Source organism: Providencia sp. PROV119 (assembly GCF_028482435.1).
Taxonomy (GTDB): Bacteria; Pseudomonadota; Gammaproteobacteria; order Enterobacterales; family Enterobacteriaceae; genus Providencia; species Providencia stuartii.
On sequence record NZ_JAMPQL010000012.1, the window covers coordinates 62,807 to 80,802 of the forward strand.

Annotated in this window: 18 protein-coding genes; 16 read left to right on the top strand and 2 right to left on the bottom strand. The window is 42.3% G+C overall.

The features are described 5' to 3' along the window. Nucleotides 1-4 precede the first annotated feature (4 nt). From PSF11_RS11580 to PSF11_RS11635, 12 genes are all read left to right on the top strand, one after another. On the top strand, nt 5-796 hold the full coding sequence (locus PSF11_RS11580) for an AraC family transcriptional regulator (RefSeq protein WP_004921194.1): 792 nt from the start codon (nt 5-7) through the stop codon (nt 794-796). Between the two features lie 132 nt (nt 797-928). Continuing rightward, nucleotides 929-2,059: a 4-phosphoerythronate dehydrogenase PdxB gene (gene pdxB, locus PSF11_RS11585; RefSeq protein ID WP_072502998.1), complete on the top strand. Its 1,131-nt coding sequence runs from the start codon at nt 929-931 to the stop codon at nt 2,057-2,059. A 100-nt stretch (nt 2,060-2,159) separates the two neighbouring features. Further along, a complete protein-coding gene (locus PSF11_RS11590) occupies nt 2,160-3,170 on the top strand; it encodes an aspartate-semialdehyde dehydrogenase (protein ID WP_014656277.1) in 1,011 nt (336 codons plus the stop codon). Further along, nucleotides 3,170-3,985 (top strand): tRNA pseudouridine(38-40) synthase TruA, encoded by an 816-nt coding sequence (gene truA / locus PSF11_RS11595; protein WP_004921188.1) that lies wholly within the window; start codon nt 3,170-3,172, stop codon nt 3,983-3,985. Before PSF11_RS11590 ends, truA begins: the two co-directional genes overlap by 1 nt. A 128-nt stretch (nt 3,986-4,113) precedes the next feature. After that, a complete protein-coding gene (locus tag PSF11_RS11600; RefSeq protein WP_036943938.1) occupies nt 4,114-4,800 on the top strand; it encodes a DedA family protein in 687 nt (228 codons plus the stop codon). A gap of 159 nt (nt 4,801-4,959) precedes the next feature. Beyond that, a complete protein-coding gene (gene accD, locus PSF11_RS11605) occupies nt 4,960-5,943 on the top strand; it encodes an acetyl-CoA carboxylase, carboxyltransferase subunit beta (RefSeq protein ID WP_036943936.1) in 984 nt (327 codons plus the stop codon). Further along, complete coding sequence (gene folC, locus PSF11_RS11610) at nt 5,936-7,225, top strand: bifunctional tetrahydrofolate synthase/dihydrofolate synthase (protein ID WP_183124486.1); 1,290 nt, start codon at nt 5,936-5,938, stop codon at nt 7,223-7,225. Before accD ends, folC begins: the two co-directional genes overlap by 8 nt. A 5-nt stretch (nt 7,226-7,230) precedes the next feature. Beyond that, complete coding sequence (gene dedD / locus PSF11_RS11615; RefSeq protein WP_004921181.1) at nt 7,231-7,911, top strand: cell division protein DedD; 681 nt, start codon at nt 7,231-7,233, stop codon at nt 7,909-7,911. A gap of 179 nt (nt 7,912-8,090) precedes the next feature. Further along, entirely contained in the window at nt 8,091-8,594 is a 504-nt protein-coding gene (gene cvpA, locus PSF11_RS11620) for a colicin V production protein (RefSeq protein WP_004921179.1), read from the top strand. A gap of 14 nt (nt 8,595-8,608) precedes the next feature. After that, nucleotides 8,609-10,126 carry an amidophosphoribosyltransferase gene (gene purF, locus PSF11_RS11625; protein WP_036940930.1) on the top strand — a complete coding sequence of 506 codons (1,518 nt, stop codon included), beginning with the start codon at nt 8,609-8,611 and terminating at the stop codon, nt 10,124-10,126. A 405-nt stretch (nt 10,127-10,531) separates the two neighbouring features. After that, nucleotides 10,532-11,356, top strand: a complete 825-nt coding sequence (locus PSF11_RS11630; protein WP_072502396.1) for a YwqG family protein — start codon at nt 10,532-10,534, stop codon at nt 11,354-11,356. Between the two features lie 73 nt (nt 11,357-11,429). After that, complete coding sequence (locus PSF11_RS11635) at nt 11,430-12,002, top strand: UbiX family flavin prenyltransferase (RefSeq protein ID WP_004921169.1); 573 nt, start codon at nt 11,430-11,432, stop codon at nt 12,000-12,002. Between the two features lie 85 nt (nt 12,003-12,087). Here PSF11_RS11635 and PSF11_RS11640 read toward each other — a convergent pair whose 3' ends face one another. Next, nucleotides 12,088-13,005, bottom strand: a complete 918-nt coding sequence (locus tag PSF11_RS11640) for a TIGR01777 family oxidoreductase (protein ID WP_004921167.1) — start codon at nt 13,003-13,005, stop codon at nt 12,088-12,090. Between the two features lie 298 nt (nt 13,006-13,303). Here PSF11_RS11640 and yfcD point away from each other — a divergent pair, with 298 nt between their 5' ends. The 4 genes from yfcD to PSF11_RS11660 all read left to right on the top strand — a co-directional run bounded on the left by yfcD (nt 13,304) and on the right by PSF11_RS11660 (nt 16,952). After that, complete coding sequence (yfcD, locus tag PSF11_RS11645; RefSeq protein ID WP_004921163.1) at nt 13,304-13,846, top strand: NUDIX hydrolase YfcD; 543 nt, start codon at nt 13,304-13,306, stop codon at nt 13,844-13,846. Between the two features lie 203 nt (nt 13,847-14,049). Then, nucleotides 14,050-15,285, top strand: a complete 1,236-nt coding sequence (locus tag PSF11_RS11650) for a M24 family metallopeptidase (protein ID WP_014656275.1) — start codon at nt 14,050-14,052, stop codon at nt 15,283-15,285. An 18-nt stretch (nt 15,286-15,303) separates the two neighbouring features. Further along, entirely contained in the window at nt 15,304-15,501 is a 198-nt protein-coding gene (locus PSF11_RS11655) for a DUF3311 domain-containing protein (protein ID WP_004921159.1), read from the top strand. After that, a complete protein-coding gene (locus PSF11_RS11660) occupies nt 15,498-16,952 on the top strand; it encodes a sodium:solute symporter family protein (protein WP_014656274.1) in 1,455 nt (484 codons plus the stop codon). Before PSF11_RS11655 ends, PSF11_RS11660 begins: the two co-directional genes overlap by 4 nt. Nucleotides 16,953-17,071: 119 nt before the next feature. Here the strand turns inward: PSF11_RS11660 and PSF11_RS11665 are convergent, their stop codons facing one another. Continuing rightward, on the bottom strand, nt 17,072-17,995 hold the full coding sequence (locus PSF11_RS11665) for a YopT-type cysteine protease domain-containing protein (RefSeq protein WP_145928223.1): 924 nt from the start codon (nt 17,993-17,995) through the stop codon (nt 17,072-17,074). Nucleotide 17,996: the final 1 nt, after the last annotated feature.

A 17,996-nucleotide genomic window follows, 5' to 3' on the forward strand; every position in this document is an offset into this window, starting at 1 on the left:
ATTTATGCAACAAGATCAAAAATCACCAACATGGCTGATTAATGAATGCAATATTATCGAACCTGCATTCATTGCATTGCGCCATGAACAAATTGATACTCAAAGCGAGTACAAATCGCATTCCCATCCATTTGGTCAATTGTTATATGTGGTGTGTGGCATTATGGAAATGGAAGTCGAAGGCAAACACTACCTTGCACCACCGGAATTTTGTGTTTGGATCCCCGCAAATACACAGCATGCAAGCTTTAATAAGCAGAGTGTGAAATTTCGTATTATCGATTTCGCGCAACGTTTTAGCGATAAATTATCATCCCGTGCTGGTGTGATTAAGCTCAGTCCTATTTTTCAAACAATTATGGCCGATCTTTATCAAAGGGGGGTCGTCGAGCCACAAACGGAGGAGGACATACGATTAGCCAGTGTACTGATTGACCAATTTGCAGTGTCACCTTGCCAAAAAACGTATCTGCCTATCACCAAAGATAAATTCTTATCGCCAATCCTAGCGTCTTTGCAAAAAGACCCTTCCGATAACACCACACTTGCGGATTGGGCAAAACGGAGTTACACCTCAGAGCGTACATTGTCGCGTCGTTGCCAGCAAGAGCTGGGAATGTCGTTTAGCGAATGGCGTCAGCGTTTACGCTATTTGCACGCCGTTTCTGCACTGGAACGAGGGAAAAGCGTACATGAAGTCGCACTGGATGTTGGCTATAGCTCAGCGTCTGCATTTATTGCGATGTTCCAACAGATCTCAGGGGTAACACCCGACCGTTTCCGTGCGAAAGAATAGTGAAATCACAGTAATCGCACATAGGCAATGTGCGTGGAACGTGGCAAAATAAGCACTCATAAAATGAAACAACCATACAGTAGTTTGTATGTTGATCATTGAGCATACAATGACATGATTGGGGCGAATAAAGTGAAAATTTTGGTTGATGAAAATATGCCGTATGCTCAGCAGTTGTTTAGCAAACTGGGTGAGGTTAAAGCCGTACCTGGGCGTCCAGTACCTGAAGTTGAGCTTCTGGATGCAGATGCGTTAATGGTACGTTCGATAACAAAAGTTAACCGAGCACTATTAAGTGAAACGCCTGTCAAATTTGTTGGTACTGCCACGGCAGGTTTTGATCATGTAGATACGGCATGGTTGAAGGAAGCCAATATCGCCTTTTCTTCGGCTCCGGGGTGTAATGCCATTGCGGTGGTTGAGTATGTTTTTTCGGCCTTATTGATGCTTGCTGAACGTGACCATTTCGATTTGCGTGATAAAACGGTCGGTATTGTTGGTGTCGGGAATGTGGGTGGACGCCTCGCTAACCGATTATCCGCTTGGGGAGTGAAAACGCTTTTATGTGACCCGCCTCGTAAAGCAAAGGGGGAACAAGGGGCGTTTTTACCGCTGGAAACCTTGTTAGCTGATGCGGATATCCTAACGTTCCATACCCCATTGAATATGGATGGCGCAGATAAAACCTATCATTTAATGGATGCTGAACGCTTATCTAACTTACGTGATGGTACGATTTTAATTAATGCGAGCCGTGGCGAGGTTGTTGATAATCAAGCACTATTGTCTTTGTTAAAGCAAGGCAAAAACATGAGCATTGTGTTAGATGTTTGGGAGCCAGAGCCTAATTTAGACACTGAATTATTAGAATGGGTAGATATTGGCACACCGCATATCGCAGGTTATACCTTAGAAGGGAAAGCGCGCGGTACGACTCAAGTTTATGAAGCGTACTGCCAATTTTTAGGTCAACCGGACCGTATCGCGCTATCATCGTTATTACCGAAACCGGAGATCAGCGCCATCACTTTTCTCGGTAAATTAACGCAAAGTCAACTCAAAAGGTTAGTTCATCTGGTGTATGATGTGCGTCGCGATGATGCCGCACTACGTGAAGTAGCGGCAATCCCTGGTGAATTTGACAAATTACGTAAACACTACCAAGAACGCCGTGAGTGGTCCTCTCTTGAAGTGCACTGTGATGATGAACAAACGGTATCTCAACTTGCTGCACTGGGTTTTAATGCACATTTAATTAAGTGATCACAGCGTGTCTCGATAAAGGTTGGTGAATGTAACATCAACCTTTTATTAAGACGCGTAGATGATTTCATTTAATGGTTATATTTTTGGAGAAACAGCAATGACTGAAGGTTGGAATATTGCGTTATTGGGAGCTACCGGGGCTGTCGGTGAAGCTATTTTAGCATTATTACAAGAACGCGAGTTCCCTGTTGGCGAATTGCATCTATTGGCGAGTGAACGAAGCGCTGGAGAAAGCCTGCGTTTTAATAATAAAAGTTATCAAGTTCAAGACGCTACCGATTTTGATTGGTCACAAGCTCAAATCGCGTTTTTCGCCGCTGGGGAAGAAGCCAGTTTATATTATGCAGAGCGTGCCGCCCAAGAAGGGTGCATCGTGATTGATACGAGTGGTGTATTTGCGCTTGAACCTGACGTGCCTTTAGTTGTTCCCAGCGTGAACCCTCATGTGCTTGCTGATTACCGTAACCGCAATATTATTGCACTAGCGGATAGTTATGTAAGTCAGTTACTTAGTGCGACGAAGCCATTGATTGAAGCGGCGGGTATCGGCCGTATCACCTTAACGAACATGTTGTCTGTTTCCTCCTATGGCAAAGCGGCTGTTGATGAGTTAGCGGGGCAGAGTGCTCGCTTATTAAACGGTATTCCTGCGGAAGAAGGGCGTTTTAGTAAACAATTGGCGTTTAATATGTTGCCTATGCTGGCAGATATGGAAGGCAGCGTACAGCAAGAACGCCGTTTAGTTGAACAAGTCAGAAAAGTTTTACAAGACGATGGACTACCTGTTGCGGTGAGTTTTATTCAATCGCCTGTGTTTTATGGCAATGCTCAAGTGGTGTATCTCGAAACATTGCGTCCTGTTGGAGTAGAAGAAGCTCGAGATGAACTGGAACGTTTTGATGATATTCAGGTCTCAGAAGAAGGTGATTATCCAACTCAGGTCACTGAAGCATCGGGTAATGATCGCTTAAGTATTGGCTGTATTCGTAATGATTATGGTATCCCTGAAATTTTGCAATTTTGGTCGGTGGCCGATAATGTGCGTTTCGGTGGCGCTTTAATGGCAGTGGAAACGGCTGAAAAACTGGCTCAGGAGTTGTTTTACTGATGTCAGAGTCAACAAAGTTGTCTCGCATTGCGTTAGGCATCGAATACAATGGGAGTCGTTATTATGGATGGCAGCGCCAACAGGAAGTGAAAAGTGTGCAAGGCTGTCTTGAAGACGCTTTGTCAAAAGTGGCGAATCATCCGATTAATGTATTTTGTGCAGGTCGCACGGATGCAGGGGTTCACGCAACGGGGCAGGTGGTGCATTTTGATACCCCTGTGATCCGCAAAGAAGCCGCATGGACAATGGGAGTCAATACCCATTTGCCAGAGGATATTGCGGTACGTTGGTGTAAACCTGTCGATGAAGAGTTTCATGCGAGGTTTAGTGCAACAGCACGCCGTTACCGTTATGTCATCTTTAATCACCGTTATCGGCCAGCGATTTTGTCCAGTGGAGTGACACATTTTCACTATCCACTAGATGAAAAAAAGATGCATGAAGCGGCGCAAGCTCTGTTGGGGGAAAATGATTTTACCTCATTCAGAGCAGTCCAGTGTCAGTCGCGGACACCTTGGCGTAATGTGATGCATGTGCAAGTCACACGTCACGGTAATTATGTCGTGGTGGATATTAAAGCCAATGCTTTTGTTCACCATATGGTCAGAAATATAGTGGGAAGTTTGCTAGAAATTGGCTGCGGTAATCAGGATATTAATTGGATGGCACAATTGCTCGAACTAAAAGACAGAACGAAAGCTGCGGCAACTGCCAAAGCTGATGGCTTGTATTTAGTATCCGTTGATTATCCTGAAAAATTCGCTTTACCGTCGAATGTGATGGGGCCGTTGTTCTTAGCGGACGAACTGATGTGAATCTAATTTTATATACTCTAAATAATTTCAGAAGCAGCTAGGTGACTTGTGTGGGTGTCCAGAGTCAACAGTGCCGTCATTGAAGGTATCATGAGTATAGCATGGATGCTATTGATAATGAGGTTTGTATGGAGTTTATCAGTTTTATTATCGACTTTATTTTGCATATCGATGTCCATCTAGCAGAGTTAGTTGCTGAGTATGGTGTATGGGTGTACGGTATTTTATTTCTGATCTTGTTTTGCGAAACTGGGCTGGTCGTTACCCCATTTTTGCCGGGAGATTCGCTGCTGTTTGTCGCAGGGGCTATTTCCGCGTTAGATAGCAATGATTTAAACGTACATTTAATGGTCGCATTGATGATTACAGCCGCTATTCTTGGTGATGCTGTTAATTATGCGATCGGGCGTATTTTCGGCGATAAACTGTTTAAAAATCCGGATTCAAAAATATTCCGTCGTGTTTATCTGGAAAAAACCCATGCTTTCTATGAGAAGCATGGTGGTAAAGCAATTATTTTGGCTCGTTTTGTGCCGATTGTTAGAACATTTGCGCCATTTGTTGCGGGAATGGGCAAAATGTCTTATCGTCATTTCGCCTTTTATAATGTGACAGGGGCGTTATTATGGGTACTGTCATTCACTTATGCAGGTTATCTGTTTGGTGATCTACCCGTTATACAACAGAATTTGAAATTATTGATAGTGGCAATTATCTTTATTTCAATTCTTCCGGGGGTGATCGAAGTGATTCGTCATCGTCGTGCCGCCGCGAAAGAAAAACGTGTTGCGGTTGAAAAAAGTGATAATCCATAACGGATTTAAAAGTTTTTATCCACAGTGGTGTACCATTGTGGTTTAATGGCACAAAATTACATACTGGCGTTTTACCTGAGTGAGTTGATGTGGCAATTATTTTTGTTGCTTGAATTCGCTAAGGAAAGTCAGAGATCAATCAGACGAAAAGGTCCATTAATGAGCTGGATTGAAAAAATATTAAAAAAAGGTAACTTGACCCAATCAAACAAAGTCAACATCCCAGAGGGTGTTTGGACAAAATGTGATAGCTGTGGGCAAGTCCTCTATGGGGCTGAATTAGAGCGTAACTTACAAGTATGCCCTAAATGTGATCATCACATGCGTATTCATGCACGCCAGCGTCTTGAAGCTTTCCTCGATGAAAACTCGACAACAGAATTAGGCAGTGAGCTTGAGCCAAAAGATGCGCTGAAGTTCCGTGATTCCAAAAAATATAAAGATAGACTCTCAGCGGCTCAAAAAGAGACCGGTGAAAAAGATGCTATCGTCGTAATGAAAGGAACGTTAAAAGGGATGCCAGTTGTCGTGGCGGCTTTTGAGTTCTCTTTCATGGGAGGCTCTATGGCTTCCGTGGTAGGTGCACGTTTTGTGCGTGCGGTTGAACAAGCTCTAGAAGATAACTGCCCATTGGTTTGTTTCTCTGCTAGTGGCGGTGCGCGTATGCAAGAAGCGCTGTTATCACTGATGCAAATGGCAAAAACCAGCGCGGCATTGGCCAAAATGCAAGAGCGTGGGTTACCTTACATTTCTGTGTTAACTGACCCAACCATGGGGGGGGTTTCTGCAAGTTTGGCGATGCTAGGTGATATCAACGTGGCTGAACCAAAAGCGCTGATCGGTTTTGCAGGTCCTCGCGTTATTGAGCAAACTGTGCGTGAAAAGCTACCTCAAGGCTTCCAGCGTAGTGAGTTCTTACTGGAAAAAGGGGCGATTGATATGATTGTTCGTCGCCCTGAAATGCGTGATACCTTGGCAGATGTATTGGCAATGTTGACTAACAAGCCAAGTTTTAATACCACTGAAGATACATTAGTCGTCGAAGAAGAGGATGTGAAAATCGATATCGCCAGTGACGATGCTGTCATCGATGCTCCTGAGCAAGTAAAGGACTCTGCTAAGCATAAAAAAGATGATGAATAATCAGTTTACAATCCCTAATGCCGAGTCTCCGCTGGAGGCTTGGCTCTCTTATCAGACAAACTTGCACAGCCAAAATATTGATATGGGGCTAGAGCGAGTTGGCTTAGTCGCCCGCAAAATGGGTTTAACACAACCCGCACCTCGCGTCATTACCGTCGGTGGTACTAATGGTAAAGGTACAACCTGCCATACGATTGAATCTATTTTGATGGCTGCCGGTCTGAAAGTAGGTGTTTACAGCTCACCACACCTTGTTCGTTATACGGAACGTGTTCGTATCCAAGGTTCGGAATTGGCCGAGTCCGACTTTTGCCGTGCCTTTGCTGAGATTGAACAAGAGCGAGGCGATATTTCTTTAACCTATTTTGAATATGGCACGCTGGCGGCATTAACGTTATTTAAGCAAGCCTCATTGGATGTCGTGATCCTTGAAGTGGGTTTAGGTGGTCGCTTGGATGCGACGAATATCGTCGATGCAGATGTCGCGGCGGTGACCAGTATTGCACTCGACCATACCGATTGGTTAGGGTCAGATAGGGAACATATCGGTTTTGAGAAAGCCGGTATATTCCGCGGTGGTCGCTATGCGGTTGTCGGTGAACCTGATATGCCTCAGTCAATTGGTCAACATGCCGAAAATATCGGTGCGTTGCTGTTTCGTCGGGATAAAGATTGGTCATTTGAACAACAGCAAGATTGTTGGGCATGGCAGAGTCGTCAATGCCAATGGCTGAATTTACCACTACCTAATGTGCCGTTAGCAAATGCAGCGACCGCATTGGGGGTGATATGTTGCCTTAAAGAGATTGATAGCCAACTTGCGACTAAAATCACTGATCAGGCAATTCATGACGGCTTGCGATCGGCTCAGTTACCGGGGCGCTTCCAAATTATTGGTGAAAAGCCATTAATGATTTTGGATGTCGCGCATAACCCGCACGCTGCTGGATATTTGATAAACCGCTTAGCACAACTGCCTGCTGTGGAAGGGCGTCGTGTCAGAGCCGTGGTGGGAATGCTTGGAGATAAAGATATTCAAGGTACACTCACCTGTTTATCAGAGCAAGTGACGGATTGGTATGTGGCTCCTCTTACTGAGTTTCGTGGGGCGCCTGCCTCGCAGTTGAGTCAATATCTTGATTCACCACAAGTATTTGATTCAGTCGATGACGCGTGGCAAAAAGCGTGCCTTGATGCAACAGATAACGACATCATTGTTGTTTGTGGCTCATTCCATACGGTCGCTCACGTAATGATGTTGTTAGAAAATTCAAAAGGATAAAATCGGTGGCGAGTAAATTTCAGAATCGTCTTGTCGGTGCCATTGTTTTAATCGCGGCGGGGGTCATTGTATTGCCTGCGCTACTTGATGGCGATAAGAAATATAATGAAAATGAATTTGCGGCCATTCCTATTATTCCTAAACCTGGTGATGAACAGGATATCGAAGCTATTGCACCGCTGGCACAAAATCCGGCGTCAGGCCAAGCTTCTGAGGCTATGCTGTCAGAAGCGATTTCCGAGCAGAAGCAGGAGGAGCAACAGCGACAGCGTGAGCAACAAGCCGCTGCAAATTCTGCCTCTCAACCTCAAGAGGTGCCGAATATCCCTGCTGAGGCACCTAAACAGGTGGAGCCAAAGCCTGAACCTAAACCAACGCCAAAACCTGAGGTTAAAGTAGAGCCGAAGCCAAAACCTGAGCCTAAGCCAGAAGTACAGGCCCCACAAGGTAAAGCTTTTGTGGTACAGCTTGGGGCGTTGAAAAATGCAGCAAAAGTTGAGGAAATTGTCGCAAAATTGAGGTTGTCAGGGTATCAGGTTTATACCGTACCTTCACGGCCAGTCAATGGGCAACTGACGCGAATTTTTGTCGGACCAGAAGCTTCAAGGCAATTGTTAGAAGGCGCACTACCTGAGCTACGTTCAATCACGGGGCTACAGGGAGAGATTAGGGCTTTTAAGCCATGATATTAAAATAGGAATATCACAAAAAGCCTGAGCTTTTAATCAATTACAGCGGCGAAGATGAATTTTTCTTTTCGCCGCTGGTTTTTTTAAATTGTATGTAAATTGGTTACGCAAACGTTTTCGTTTTCTGTTAGAATGCACTCCAGCCACTGCCGTGGGTGCGAATTTTGGAATAAGATATGGTCTGGTTAGATTACGCAATTATTGCCATCATTGGCTTCTCGGCATTGGTAAGCCTGATCCGTGGGTTTGTTCGAGAGGCGTTGTCACTAATCACATGGGGTTGTGCTTTTTTTGTTGCTAGTACATTTTATCCTTACTTGGCGGAATACTTTACGCGCTTTGAGGATATACTGGTACGAAATGGTATCGCCATTGCAGCATTATTTATTGCGACATTAATTGTCGGTGCTGTTGTGAACTATGTCATTAGTTCTCTGGTTCAAAAGACTGGCTTATCGGGTACAGATCGTGTTCTGGGGATCTGCTTCGGAGCGTTGCGTGGGGTATTGATTGTATCGGCATTACTCTTTTTTCTCGATACTTTTACGCCCCTACCTCAAAGTGAGGATTGGCAACGTTCGGAACTTATTCCGCAGTTCAGTCATATAATCAGGTGGTTCTTTGACTACCTGCAAAATGCGTCAAGTTTCCTACCGGAGAATATTTCTCCGTCTGGCTGATGAGGAAAGACTAAATGTGCGGTATTGTCGGTATCGCCGGTGTTACGCCGGTTAACCAATCAATTTATGATGCTTTGACGGTGCTTCAGCACCGTGGGCAAGATGCAGCAGGGATTGCTACCATTGATGGCAAAAATAATATTCGCTTACGTAAAGCGAATGGCCTCGTCAAAGATGTCTTTGAAACGCGGCACATGCTCCGACTACAAGGTAATATGGGGATCGGTCATGTCCGTTACCCAACCGCAGGTAGTTCGAGTGCATCAGAAGCGCAGCCCTTCTATGTGAATTCACCTTTTGGTATCACCCTTGCTCATAATGGTAATCTGACAAATGCGCATGAATTAACGCGCCGTTTATTTGAAACCGCCCGCCGCCATGTCAACACAACCTCCGACTCTGAGATTTTGTTGAACATCTTGGCTTATGAATTAGACCGTTTTGACCACTTTCCGTTAGAGCCAGACAATGTGTTTACGGCGGTTGCGGCAATGCATAAAAGGTTGCGTGGCGCATACGCATGTGTTGCATTGATTATTGGGCACGGTATGTTGGCGTTTCGTGACCCTTATGGTATCCGGCCATTGGTCTTGGGGCGCCGCATATTAGAAAACGGTGCACAAGAGTACATGGTCGCTTCAGAAAGTGTTGCGTTGGATACGTTAGGCTTTGAATTCTTACGTGATGTCGCACCCGGTGAAGCGGTTTATGTGACAGAGCAGGGGCAGTTGTATACTCGCCAATGTGCAGAAAACCCACAATTAACGCCTTGTTTATTCGAATACGTCTATTTTGCTCGTCCAGACTCTTTTATTGATAAGATCTCGGTTTACAATGCGAGACTACGTATGGGGCAGAAATTAGGTGCTAAAATTGCCCGTGAATGGGAAGATCTGCAAATTGATGTGGTTATTCCAATTCCAGAAACCTCTTGCGATATCGCCCTAGAAATTGCCCACATATTAGATAAACCATATCGCCAAGGATTTGTCAAAAATCGCTATGTGGGGCGCACCTTTATCATGCCAGGCCAGCAGGAGCGTCGTAAGTCGGTGCGTCGTAAGCTCAATGCAAATCGTGCAGAGTTTCGTGATAAAAACGTATTGTTAGTGGATGACTCTATCGTGCGTGGCACGACCTCAGAGCAGATTGTCGAACTCGCTCGTGAAGCTGGCGCGAAAAACGTCTATTTTGCTTCCGCTGCACCAGAAGTGCGCTTCCCAAATGTGTATGGCATTGATATGCCGAACGCGAATGAATTGATCGCCCATGGGCGTGAAGTCGATGAAATTCGTAAACTGATTGGGGCAGATGGATTAATTTTCCAAGATCTGAATGACTTGGTTGATGCCGTTCGTGAAGAGAATCCAGAAATTAATGAGTTCGAGTGCTCTGTATTTGATGGTATCTATGTCACAAAAGATATTGACCAAACTTACTTAGATTATTTAGAAAATCTCCGTAAAGACGATGAATTAAAAATTAAAGATCAAAATGAAATTGAGAACCTAGAAATTTATAACGAAGGTTAATCATTTCTTTATACATATTAAGAATGCCAGCGAGATGATTACTGGCATTTTTTTATTCACCGCGATTGATTCTACAAATACTTTTCAATAAAAACATTCAAAAAAACTGCATATATTTTAATCTTTAAATTAGTCAGTGATGAAAACAGTTGCTAACCTGAAATCGGTTTCTTGCTCTTATTTAATCACCATAAGCGATTTTTATTTGATTACCAGATACCAAAAGACAATAAAGATATTAGGCTCTTATTTGAGATAAAATAGGTAATTAATCGTTGTGAAATCAATATTTAAGTTAGGAATTAAAAGCACGTTATTAAAATAAAAATTTCCAGTTATATCTGATATATTGCTGTTTTTAATTGAGTATCTTGTTGTGAATATCCTCATGCATCTGGAGTTCTCATGATTGACCTAACAGCCTTACCCGATAACTTAAAGCCTTTTGTTGATAAAATCACGGCTACAGCTAAACCAACCATAGAGATGCAACTCACGCCTGTTGAACAGCCGATTTTGTGGGAAAGTCGTATTGGTGGCATGCCTTATTTGCCTTTAGGCTCAGATTTTCCTGTCGATAGTGATGGCATTCCTTTAAAACTATTGGCACAAATTAATTTCGCACAAATGCCGCCACTTGGAAACTATCCAACAACTGGATTATTGCAGTTTTTTATCGGCGGTGATGATTTGTATGGTGCGGATTTTGATGATCTACAAACCCAAAACGGTTTTCGCGTCATCTATTGGGAGAGTGTTATTGAAGATAATGCAAAACTCCAACAAGACTTCTCCACCATTGAAGCCGCTTATGAAGATGAGTATTACTCACCAATAGAAGGGCAGTTTAGTCTCGAATTCACACCCGCGACACAATATATCAGCTCGAACGACTTTCAGTTTGGCCGCAAAATTTTAGATGTTGATGATCTGTATGATTACGAAGATCAGTTTGAAGGCGAGGATTTTTACGATGAATGGCTAGAACCCTACAATGAACACTTTGCGTCGAACGGTCATCGTATTGGCGGCTATCCTTTCTTTACTCAAACCGACCCTAGAGAGTATCGTAAAGAAATTCAGGACTATGTATTGTTACTGCAAATCGACAGTGATTATGAAACTGGCATTTTATGGGGCGATATTGGCGTCGGTAACTTTTTTATTCATCCTGAAGATTTAAAAAATAAAGATTTTAGCAAAGTGGTCTATAACTGGGATTGTGGTTGATAGATTTAAGGGCTTTTCATTGCGATAATTGCTACTATGGTTGTTGGTGATATCGAATCGTGCGGGGAGCAGAATGAAGAAGCTAATCATTGGGTTAACAGGAGCAAGTGGCGCAATCTATGGCGTTAGGTTATTAGAGGTGCTAAAACCTGTTAAGAATGTGGAAACCCATTTAGTGATGAGCGCAGCGGCCCGTCAAACCTTATCATTAGAAACACATTATAGTGTCAAAGAGGTTCAGCAATTAGCTGATCATCATTATGATAGCCGCGATATCGCCGCGGCTATTTCTTCCGGCTCCTTTCGTACAACGGGTATGGTGATTATGCCATGCACCATGAAAACACTTTCTGGCATTGTACACAGCTATACCGATACATTAGTCACTCGTGCTGCCGATGTGGTCTTGAAAGAAGGTAAAAAACTCGTTCTAGGGGTACGTGAAACACCGCTGCATTTAGGGCATTTAAAGTTACTGGTGCAAGCGGCTGAAATGGGAGCGGTCATTATGCCGCCAATGCCAGCCTTTTATCATCAGCCTAAATCCATTCAAGATATTGTTGACCAAACAGTGAACCGAATCCTCGATCAATTTGATATTGAATTAGACCAAGATTTATTTACCCGCTGGCAGGGTGGGAAATAGTTTTATTCGATTGCCAGTTATAAATTGTCGCCGTTTAGTTAATCTACTGACCATGACGCATTGAATGGTCAGTAGCCTGCTCAAACTAGCTCGTTGAACTATCACGTGTTTTAAATAAATCTTCTAAGGCGATTTTTAACTCAATATATTCAAATTGAAAACCCGCCTCTTCCAAGCGTTTTGGGATAGCTTGCTGCCCACCAAGCACTAACGTCGCTGCTTCACCCAAAATGGCCTTAATCATAAAGGCGGGAGTTCGAACAAAAGCGGGGCGGTTAATGACCTCGCCTAAAATAGCGGCAAATTGGTCATTATGGACAGGATAAGGCGCTGTCATATTAAAGGGGCCTGATAAAGTTGGGTTATCAAGCAAAAAACAGATAGCATTGACCATATCGTTAATATGTATCCATGGCATAAATTGTTTGCCATGACCAATTGGGCCACCAGCCCCCATTTTAAAGATAGGAAGGACTTTTGCGAGCGCACCTCCGTTTAATGACATCACAATGCCTGTACGTAATAAACAAACGCGGGTCGATGGTGATTGCGCATTTTGAGCAAGGGCTTCCCAATGTTGGCAGAGTTGATGAGTAAATTCATCGTGTGGCTGCTCTGATTCTGTGACAACGGCTTGGCCTTGATCGCCATAATAACCAACCGCAGAGCCAGATAAAAAAGTATGCGGTGGTGTTTTACTTGCAGCGATTAATTCAGTTAAGCGTTGAGTGATTTTCCATCGGCTATCACACAACAATTTTTTTTGTTCATCACTCCAGCGCTTTTCAGCGATAGGCTCCCCAGCAAGGTTAATCACAGCATCAAAATCATTGAGATCTTGCTTATCCTGTAGTGAAGTCCAACATTCGATAGCCTTACAAAAGCGGCTGTAGACTTTCTGCGGGGAACGGCTTAGTACTGTTACCTTATCAGAGCGAGCAACAAGCCGTTGTACGAGAGGTGTACCAATTAAACCGGTACCACCGGTAATAAGTATCCGCATAATCGCCTCCTGTGAAAAATTGGACTAATCAGTGTAAAGCTTATCTGAGCTAACTATAGCAGCTACTCAGAAAATTTGCTGAGACTGCATTGCATTTCCTAAAAATTCGCTTGTTGTTGCTGTAAATAGCCTATTATTAAAGCTCCTGCAACATGAAATCAATACTCAAATTTGTGTGCTATCACTTGCAAGGGGAACGTGAAAAGCATACCTTGTTACAGACTGTTTGCTTGACCGATTTCGGCAATAGTTCTATGGCATAAAAACTGTGTTAACAGGTTAAAAAAAGGTTTTAAGGATGGAAGAACAAACCGAAGTGGTTGAATGGGTTGACATTGTTGATGAGAACAATGAGGTTATCGCTCAGGCCACACGTAGCCAGATGCGAGCAGAGAACTTACGCCATCGTGCTACTTACATTGTTGTCCATGATGGAATGGGCAAAATACTGGTACAAAGGCGAACGGATAGTAAAGATTTCTATCCGGGCTACTTAGATGCGACTGCTGGCGGAGTGGTGACTCAAGGTGAAAATATTTTAGATTCTGCTAAGCGTGAAGCAGAAGAAGAATTAGGCATTGCAGGCGTGCCGTTTGCTGAACATGGCTTATTTTATTATGAAGGCGAAAACTGCCGTATATGGGGCGGTCTGTTTAGTTGTGTGAGCCATGGCCCTTTTGCATTGCAAGAGTCTGAGGTGGTTGAGGTGAATTGGTTAACGCCAGCCGAAATTAGTGCTCGTTGTGATGAATTTACCCCTGACTCCTTAAAAGCGCTCTCTTTATGGTTAACACGGAATAATGAGTTTGAGAAAGCTATTTCGTGTGCAAATAATTCGTAACTTAACGACTTAAATTGATAAGGGCTATGCTTTAGCCCTTTAATTCATACTGTCTTCTATTCTATAGTGTTACTGATACTATATTATAACTATTAGTTATAATTAATAAGTGGGCTATTTGATATATTTATATGCCCACTGAATTATGCCTTCCTGCTAATTAATTCTTGGTCACCATGTTGCACCATCCGAGAGAATAAATAATGACAATTCATAAAGATGTATCTTCTTTAAAACAACAACACCTACAAAATGTCACGAATAAAGCCCGTGCGATTATGGAGCGAGAGGGGATTGAAGCCCTCGTAGCTACCGTGGGAGATAATTTTTATCACTTAACCGGTTTTGCTAGTTTCTTCATGTATACCTTTAGGCAAACAGGCTCGGCGATCGCGGTAATTTTTCGTGACCCATCAGTGAAATCGCTGGTGATTATGAATGAATTTGAGGCTGCAAATTTGCAATTGGAAATGCCTAATGCACAAGTGCGTACATTCCCAATATGGGTTGATGTGGATGATCCTTATCACCCTGATAATGGCAAAGTTGTTAAGCAAAGGCCTATTCATAGCCCGATTGAGACTATCTTTACGCTATTAAAAGATGCGCTGACCGAAGCCGATGTATATGGTAAACCTGTCGCCATTGAATTGGGTCAAATCAGCCATATGGGGAAAGTGTGGCTAGACAAGGTGATCCCAGAATTAAATCTAGTGGATTCCGCTCCGCTCTTCAATGAATTGCGCGTTATCAAGAGTGAATGGGAAATCGCTCACTTAAGAAAAAGTGCTCAAATTACAGAAGCGGGTATTCAAGCTGCTAGCGAATTAATCAAAGTGGGTTGTACTTCCGCTGAATTAACCGCAGCTTTTAAAGCTAAAGTGATGGAGTTTCCAGAAACTAACTACAGTCGTTTCAATTTAATTTCAGTCGGCAGTGATTTCTCCCCAAAAATGCTACCGGAAAATGTGCCTGCGAAAGAAGGGGATCTTATTAAATTCGATTGTGGTGTTGATGTTGCGGGATATGGGGCTGATATTGCAAGAACCTTTGTCGTTGGCAATGCTAACGATAAAGTTAAAGAGATTTATCAAACCATACATAAAGGCCATGAATACATGCTCAACCGTGTCGCTCCCGGGGTACGTTTAAGTGATGTGTTCAATGAAACTATGGCATTAATTCGCTGTTCTGGCTTACCACACTATAACCGTGGTCACTTAGGGCATGGAGATGGCGTATTTGTCGGGTTAGAAGAAGCCCCTTTTGTGAGTGCAGCGACGACTGATGTGTTTCAGCCGGGAATGGTGATGAGCCTAGAAACACCTTATTACGGTATCGGCATTGGCAGCATTATGATTGAAGACATGCTGCTAGTCACTGAAGAGGGAGTTGAGATGCTCAGCCATTTGCCACGTCATTTGGTTTCTGGTGGTTAAGTAAGAAGGAATTAATGTATGAAATGGTATCACTTTTTGGTGATCTTCCCGCTACTGGCTCTAACTGTGGGTATTTACTATGCCAATCGCGTAGAGCCTTTTGTTATGGGATTGCCTTTTTTAATGTTTTGGATTGTGGCTTGGGTGGTGATCAGCGCTTTAATTATGCTGCTAATTAATATTTTAGACTCTAAAAAGAATAAGGAAAAACAATGAGCTACGCTTTAGTTGTCATTACACTGTTTTTCCTATTGAGTATCTACCTTGCATTGAGGTCGAAAAAAGGTAAAACCATGGATCACGAAGGGTGGTCTGTTGGTGGACGTAGTTATGGCGCTTTATTAGTCTTTTTACTCAGTGCAGGTGAAATTTATACTACCTTTACTTTTTTAGGGGGGAGTGGCTGGGCATATGGGAAAGGGCCTGCCATATTATACACATTGGCGGTTAACGCTTTTATGGGGATATTTCTATATTGGGTGCATCCTCGTGTATGGCGATTTGCTAAGCAGAATGATATTAGAACCATCTCTGACTTTTTTGGGGCAAAATATCAAAGCCAAGGCTTAGCACTATTGATTAGCCTAATTTCCATTGTGGCGATGGTACCCCTTTTCGTATTGCAGCTTAAAGGGCTTGGTATTATTGTTTCTCAAGCCTCTTATGGTGCTATTCCCGCAGATATGGCGATTTGGATAGGCATCATTGCAGTGACCTTGTTTGTGATGATTTCAGGTATTCATGGTTCAGCATGGACATCGGCATTAAAAGATTTGATGATCTTAATTGTTGTTGTCTTTATCGGTGTTTATATTCCCTTGCATTACTACGGTAGTTTTGGCGATATGTTCCGTGCTATCGATACGGCTAGCCCAGGCTTTCTGACATTTTCTGAGCAGGGATTGAATATTCCGTGGTATATCTCAACTATCTTTTTATCTGTAGTGGCTTATTTTTGCTGGCCGCACTATATGGCCGCCGTATTTACAGCTAAAGATGAAAAGTCATTAAAGCGTAATAGTATTCTCATTCCTGCATACAGCTTGATTATGCTGTTCGCGTTCTTTGTTGGTTATGCTGCAATATTACAAATACCGCATCTTGATGGCTCAATGGTGGATTTATCGTTATTTGAGATCGCTAAAACCACATTTTCACCGCTTATTGTTGGTCTTATTGGTGCCGCGGGTATGCTGACGGCATTAGTACCTGGTTCAATGTTATTATTGACGACGTCTAATATGTTGGCGGGAGTGGTGCAAAAAGCATTAAATGTGAGTGAAGAGAAACGTCAATCAGGGATTTATGCGCGTTTTATGGTGCCTTTGGTTGCGTTAGTGAGTTTGTACTTTATTTTTCACAGCAACGACACATTAGTGGCTATCATGTTATTAGGTGTTAATATTGTCGCACAATTTTTTCCCGCGTTATTGATGAGCTTTAGAAAACATAACCCTATGACGGCGACGGGGGCAATGGCTGGTATTATCGCAGGGGTCATTTTCCTTGCAGTGACTTATATTGAGCACATTTCGTTATCGCAACTGTTCCCTTGGTTAGGCAAAGGGCTTGAATTTATGAATATCGGTATCGCTGCATTTGTGTTAAATATTATTGTTGCAACGGTCGTATCGTTATTGATGGGTAGAAAGCAAAAAGCGATTTAGATGCTATTGTTGATAGGGCAGTGTTTTTGCCCTATCAATCAGTTAGTTATTTCTAATAGGTGGTGTAGCGGTTATTTGCTGGTATGGTTTTTAATATTTTAGTTTTATAACCCCATAAGTTAAATTGTTTTTCTGTGATGTTTTAATTTGCTACTTTTCATTCTTAATGCTTTTGCATCTTGGTTTACCAAGCGCTCATCTATTCTTGGTGCTTGGATATAATTGAATGTTTGATTTGCAGCCAGTGAGCTAGACAAACTGACAGTTTTTTCTTCAGTTTTGGCTCTCATTTCAAACTTATATGACTTATCATTAAACAGAGCATCTAAGAAGTTAAAAAAATGACTTTTATCGGTTGTTTTAAATAGTCCTTTATTCGGTTCGAAAAATTCAAAAATAGGTTTACCATTTCTATATTTAACGACAATTCCCATTGAGTGCGTTTGACTGCACAGGTTACCAATAATATCCTTTTTCTTTATTAAGCAATCTTCAATGTGTGCTTTTAATTCTTTGGATGTAAAGGTGATATCGAAATCAATAGATGTAATTGAGTCATAATGTATATTTTGTATAATTTCAAGCTGTGTTAATCTTTCTTTTGTAAGCTCTAAATAATAATCTTTCACTAAAGAGAAAAATAGTGGAAAGCGCAGTGAGCCTATTTCGCTTTCATTCTGAAAACATTTTGAAGAGACATCACTAACTAAGTTATTATAACGGTTTTTTTCTAATTTAAGAGGAGGATTAAGTGCATCATGGTAAACTTTATTGATAAACTCGTGTAGCTCTAGATATAAATGTTTTTCATCCTCTTTAATTGATAACGTGTTTTTTTGAAATAACCTATTTATGTAATCACAGTCATCTTCATTATATTCTTTTTTTATTTTATTGAATTTATTCAGTATATCTCTTAAAAAATAAATCATGTGATGATGATTTTGAATGTTCCTAGCTTTATTGAAATTCTGATTTAACAAGGCTTCACTATGTTTTTTAAAGGCTTTATAATGATAGGTGTCTTTTAAAAAATCAACCAAC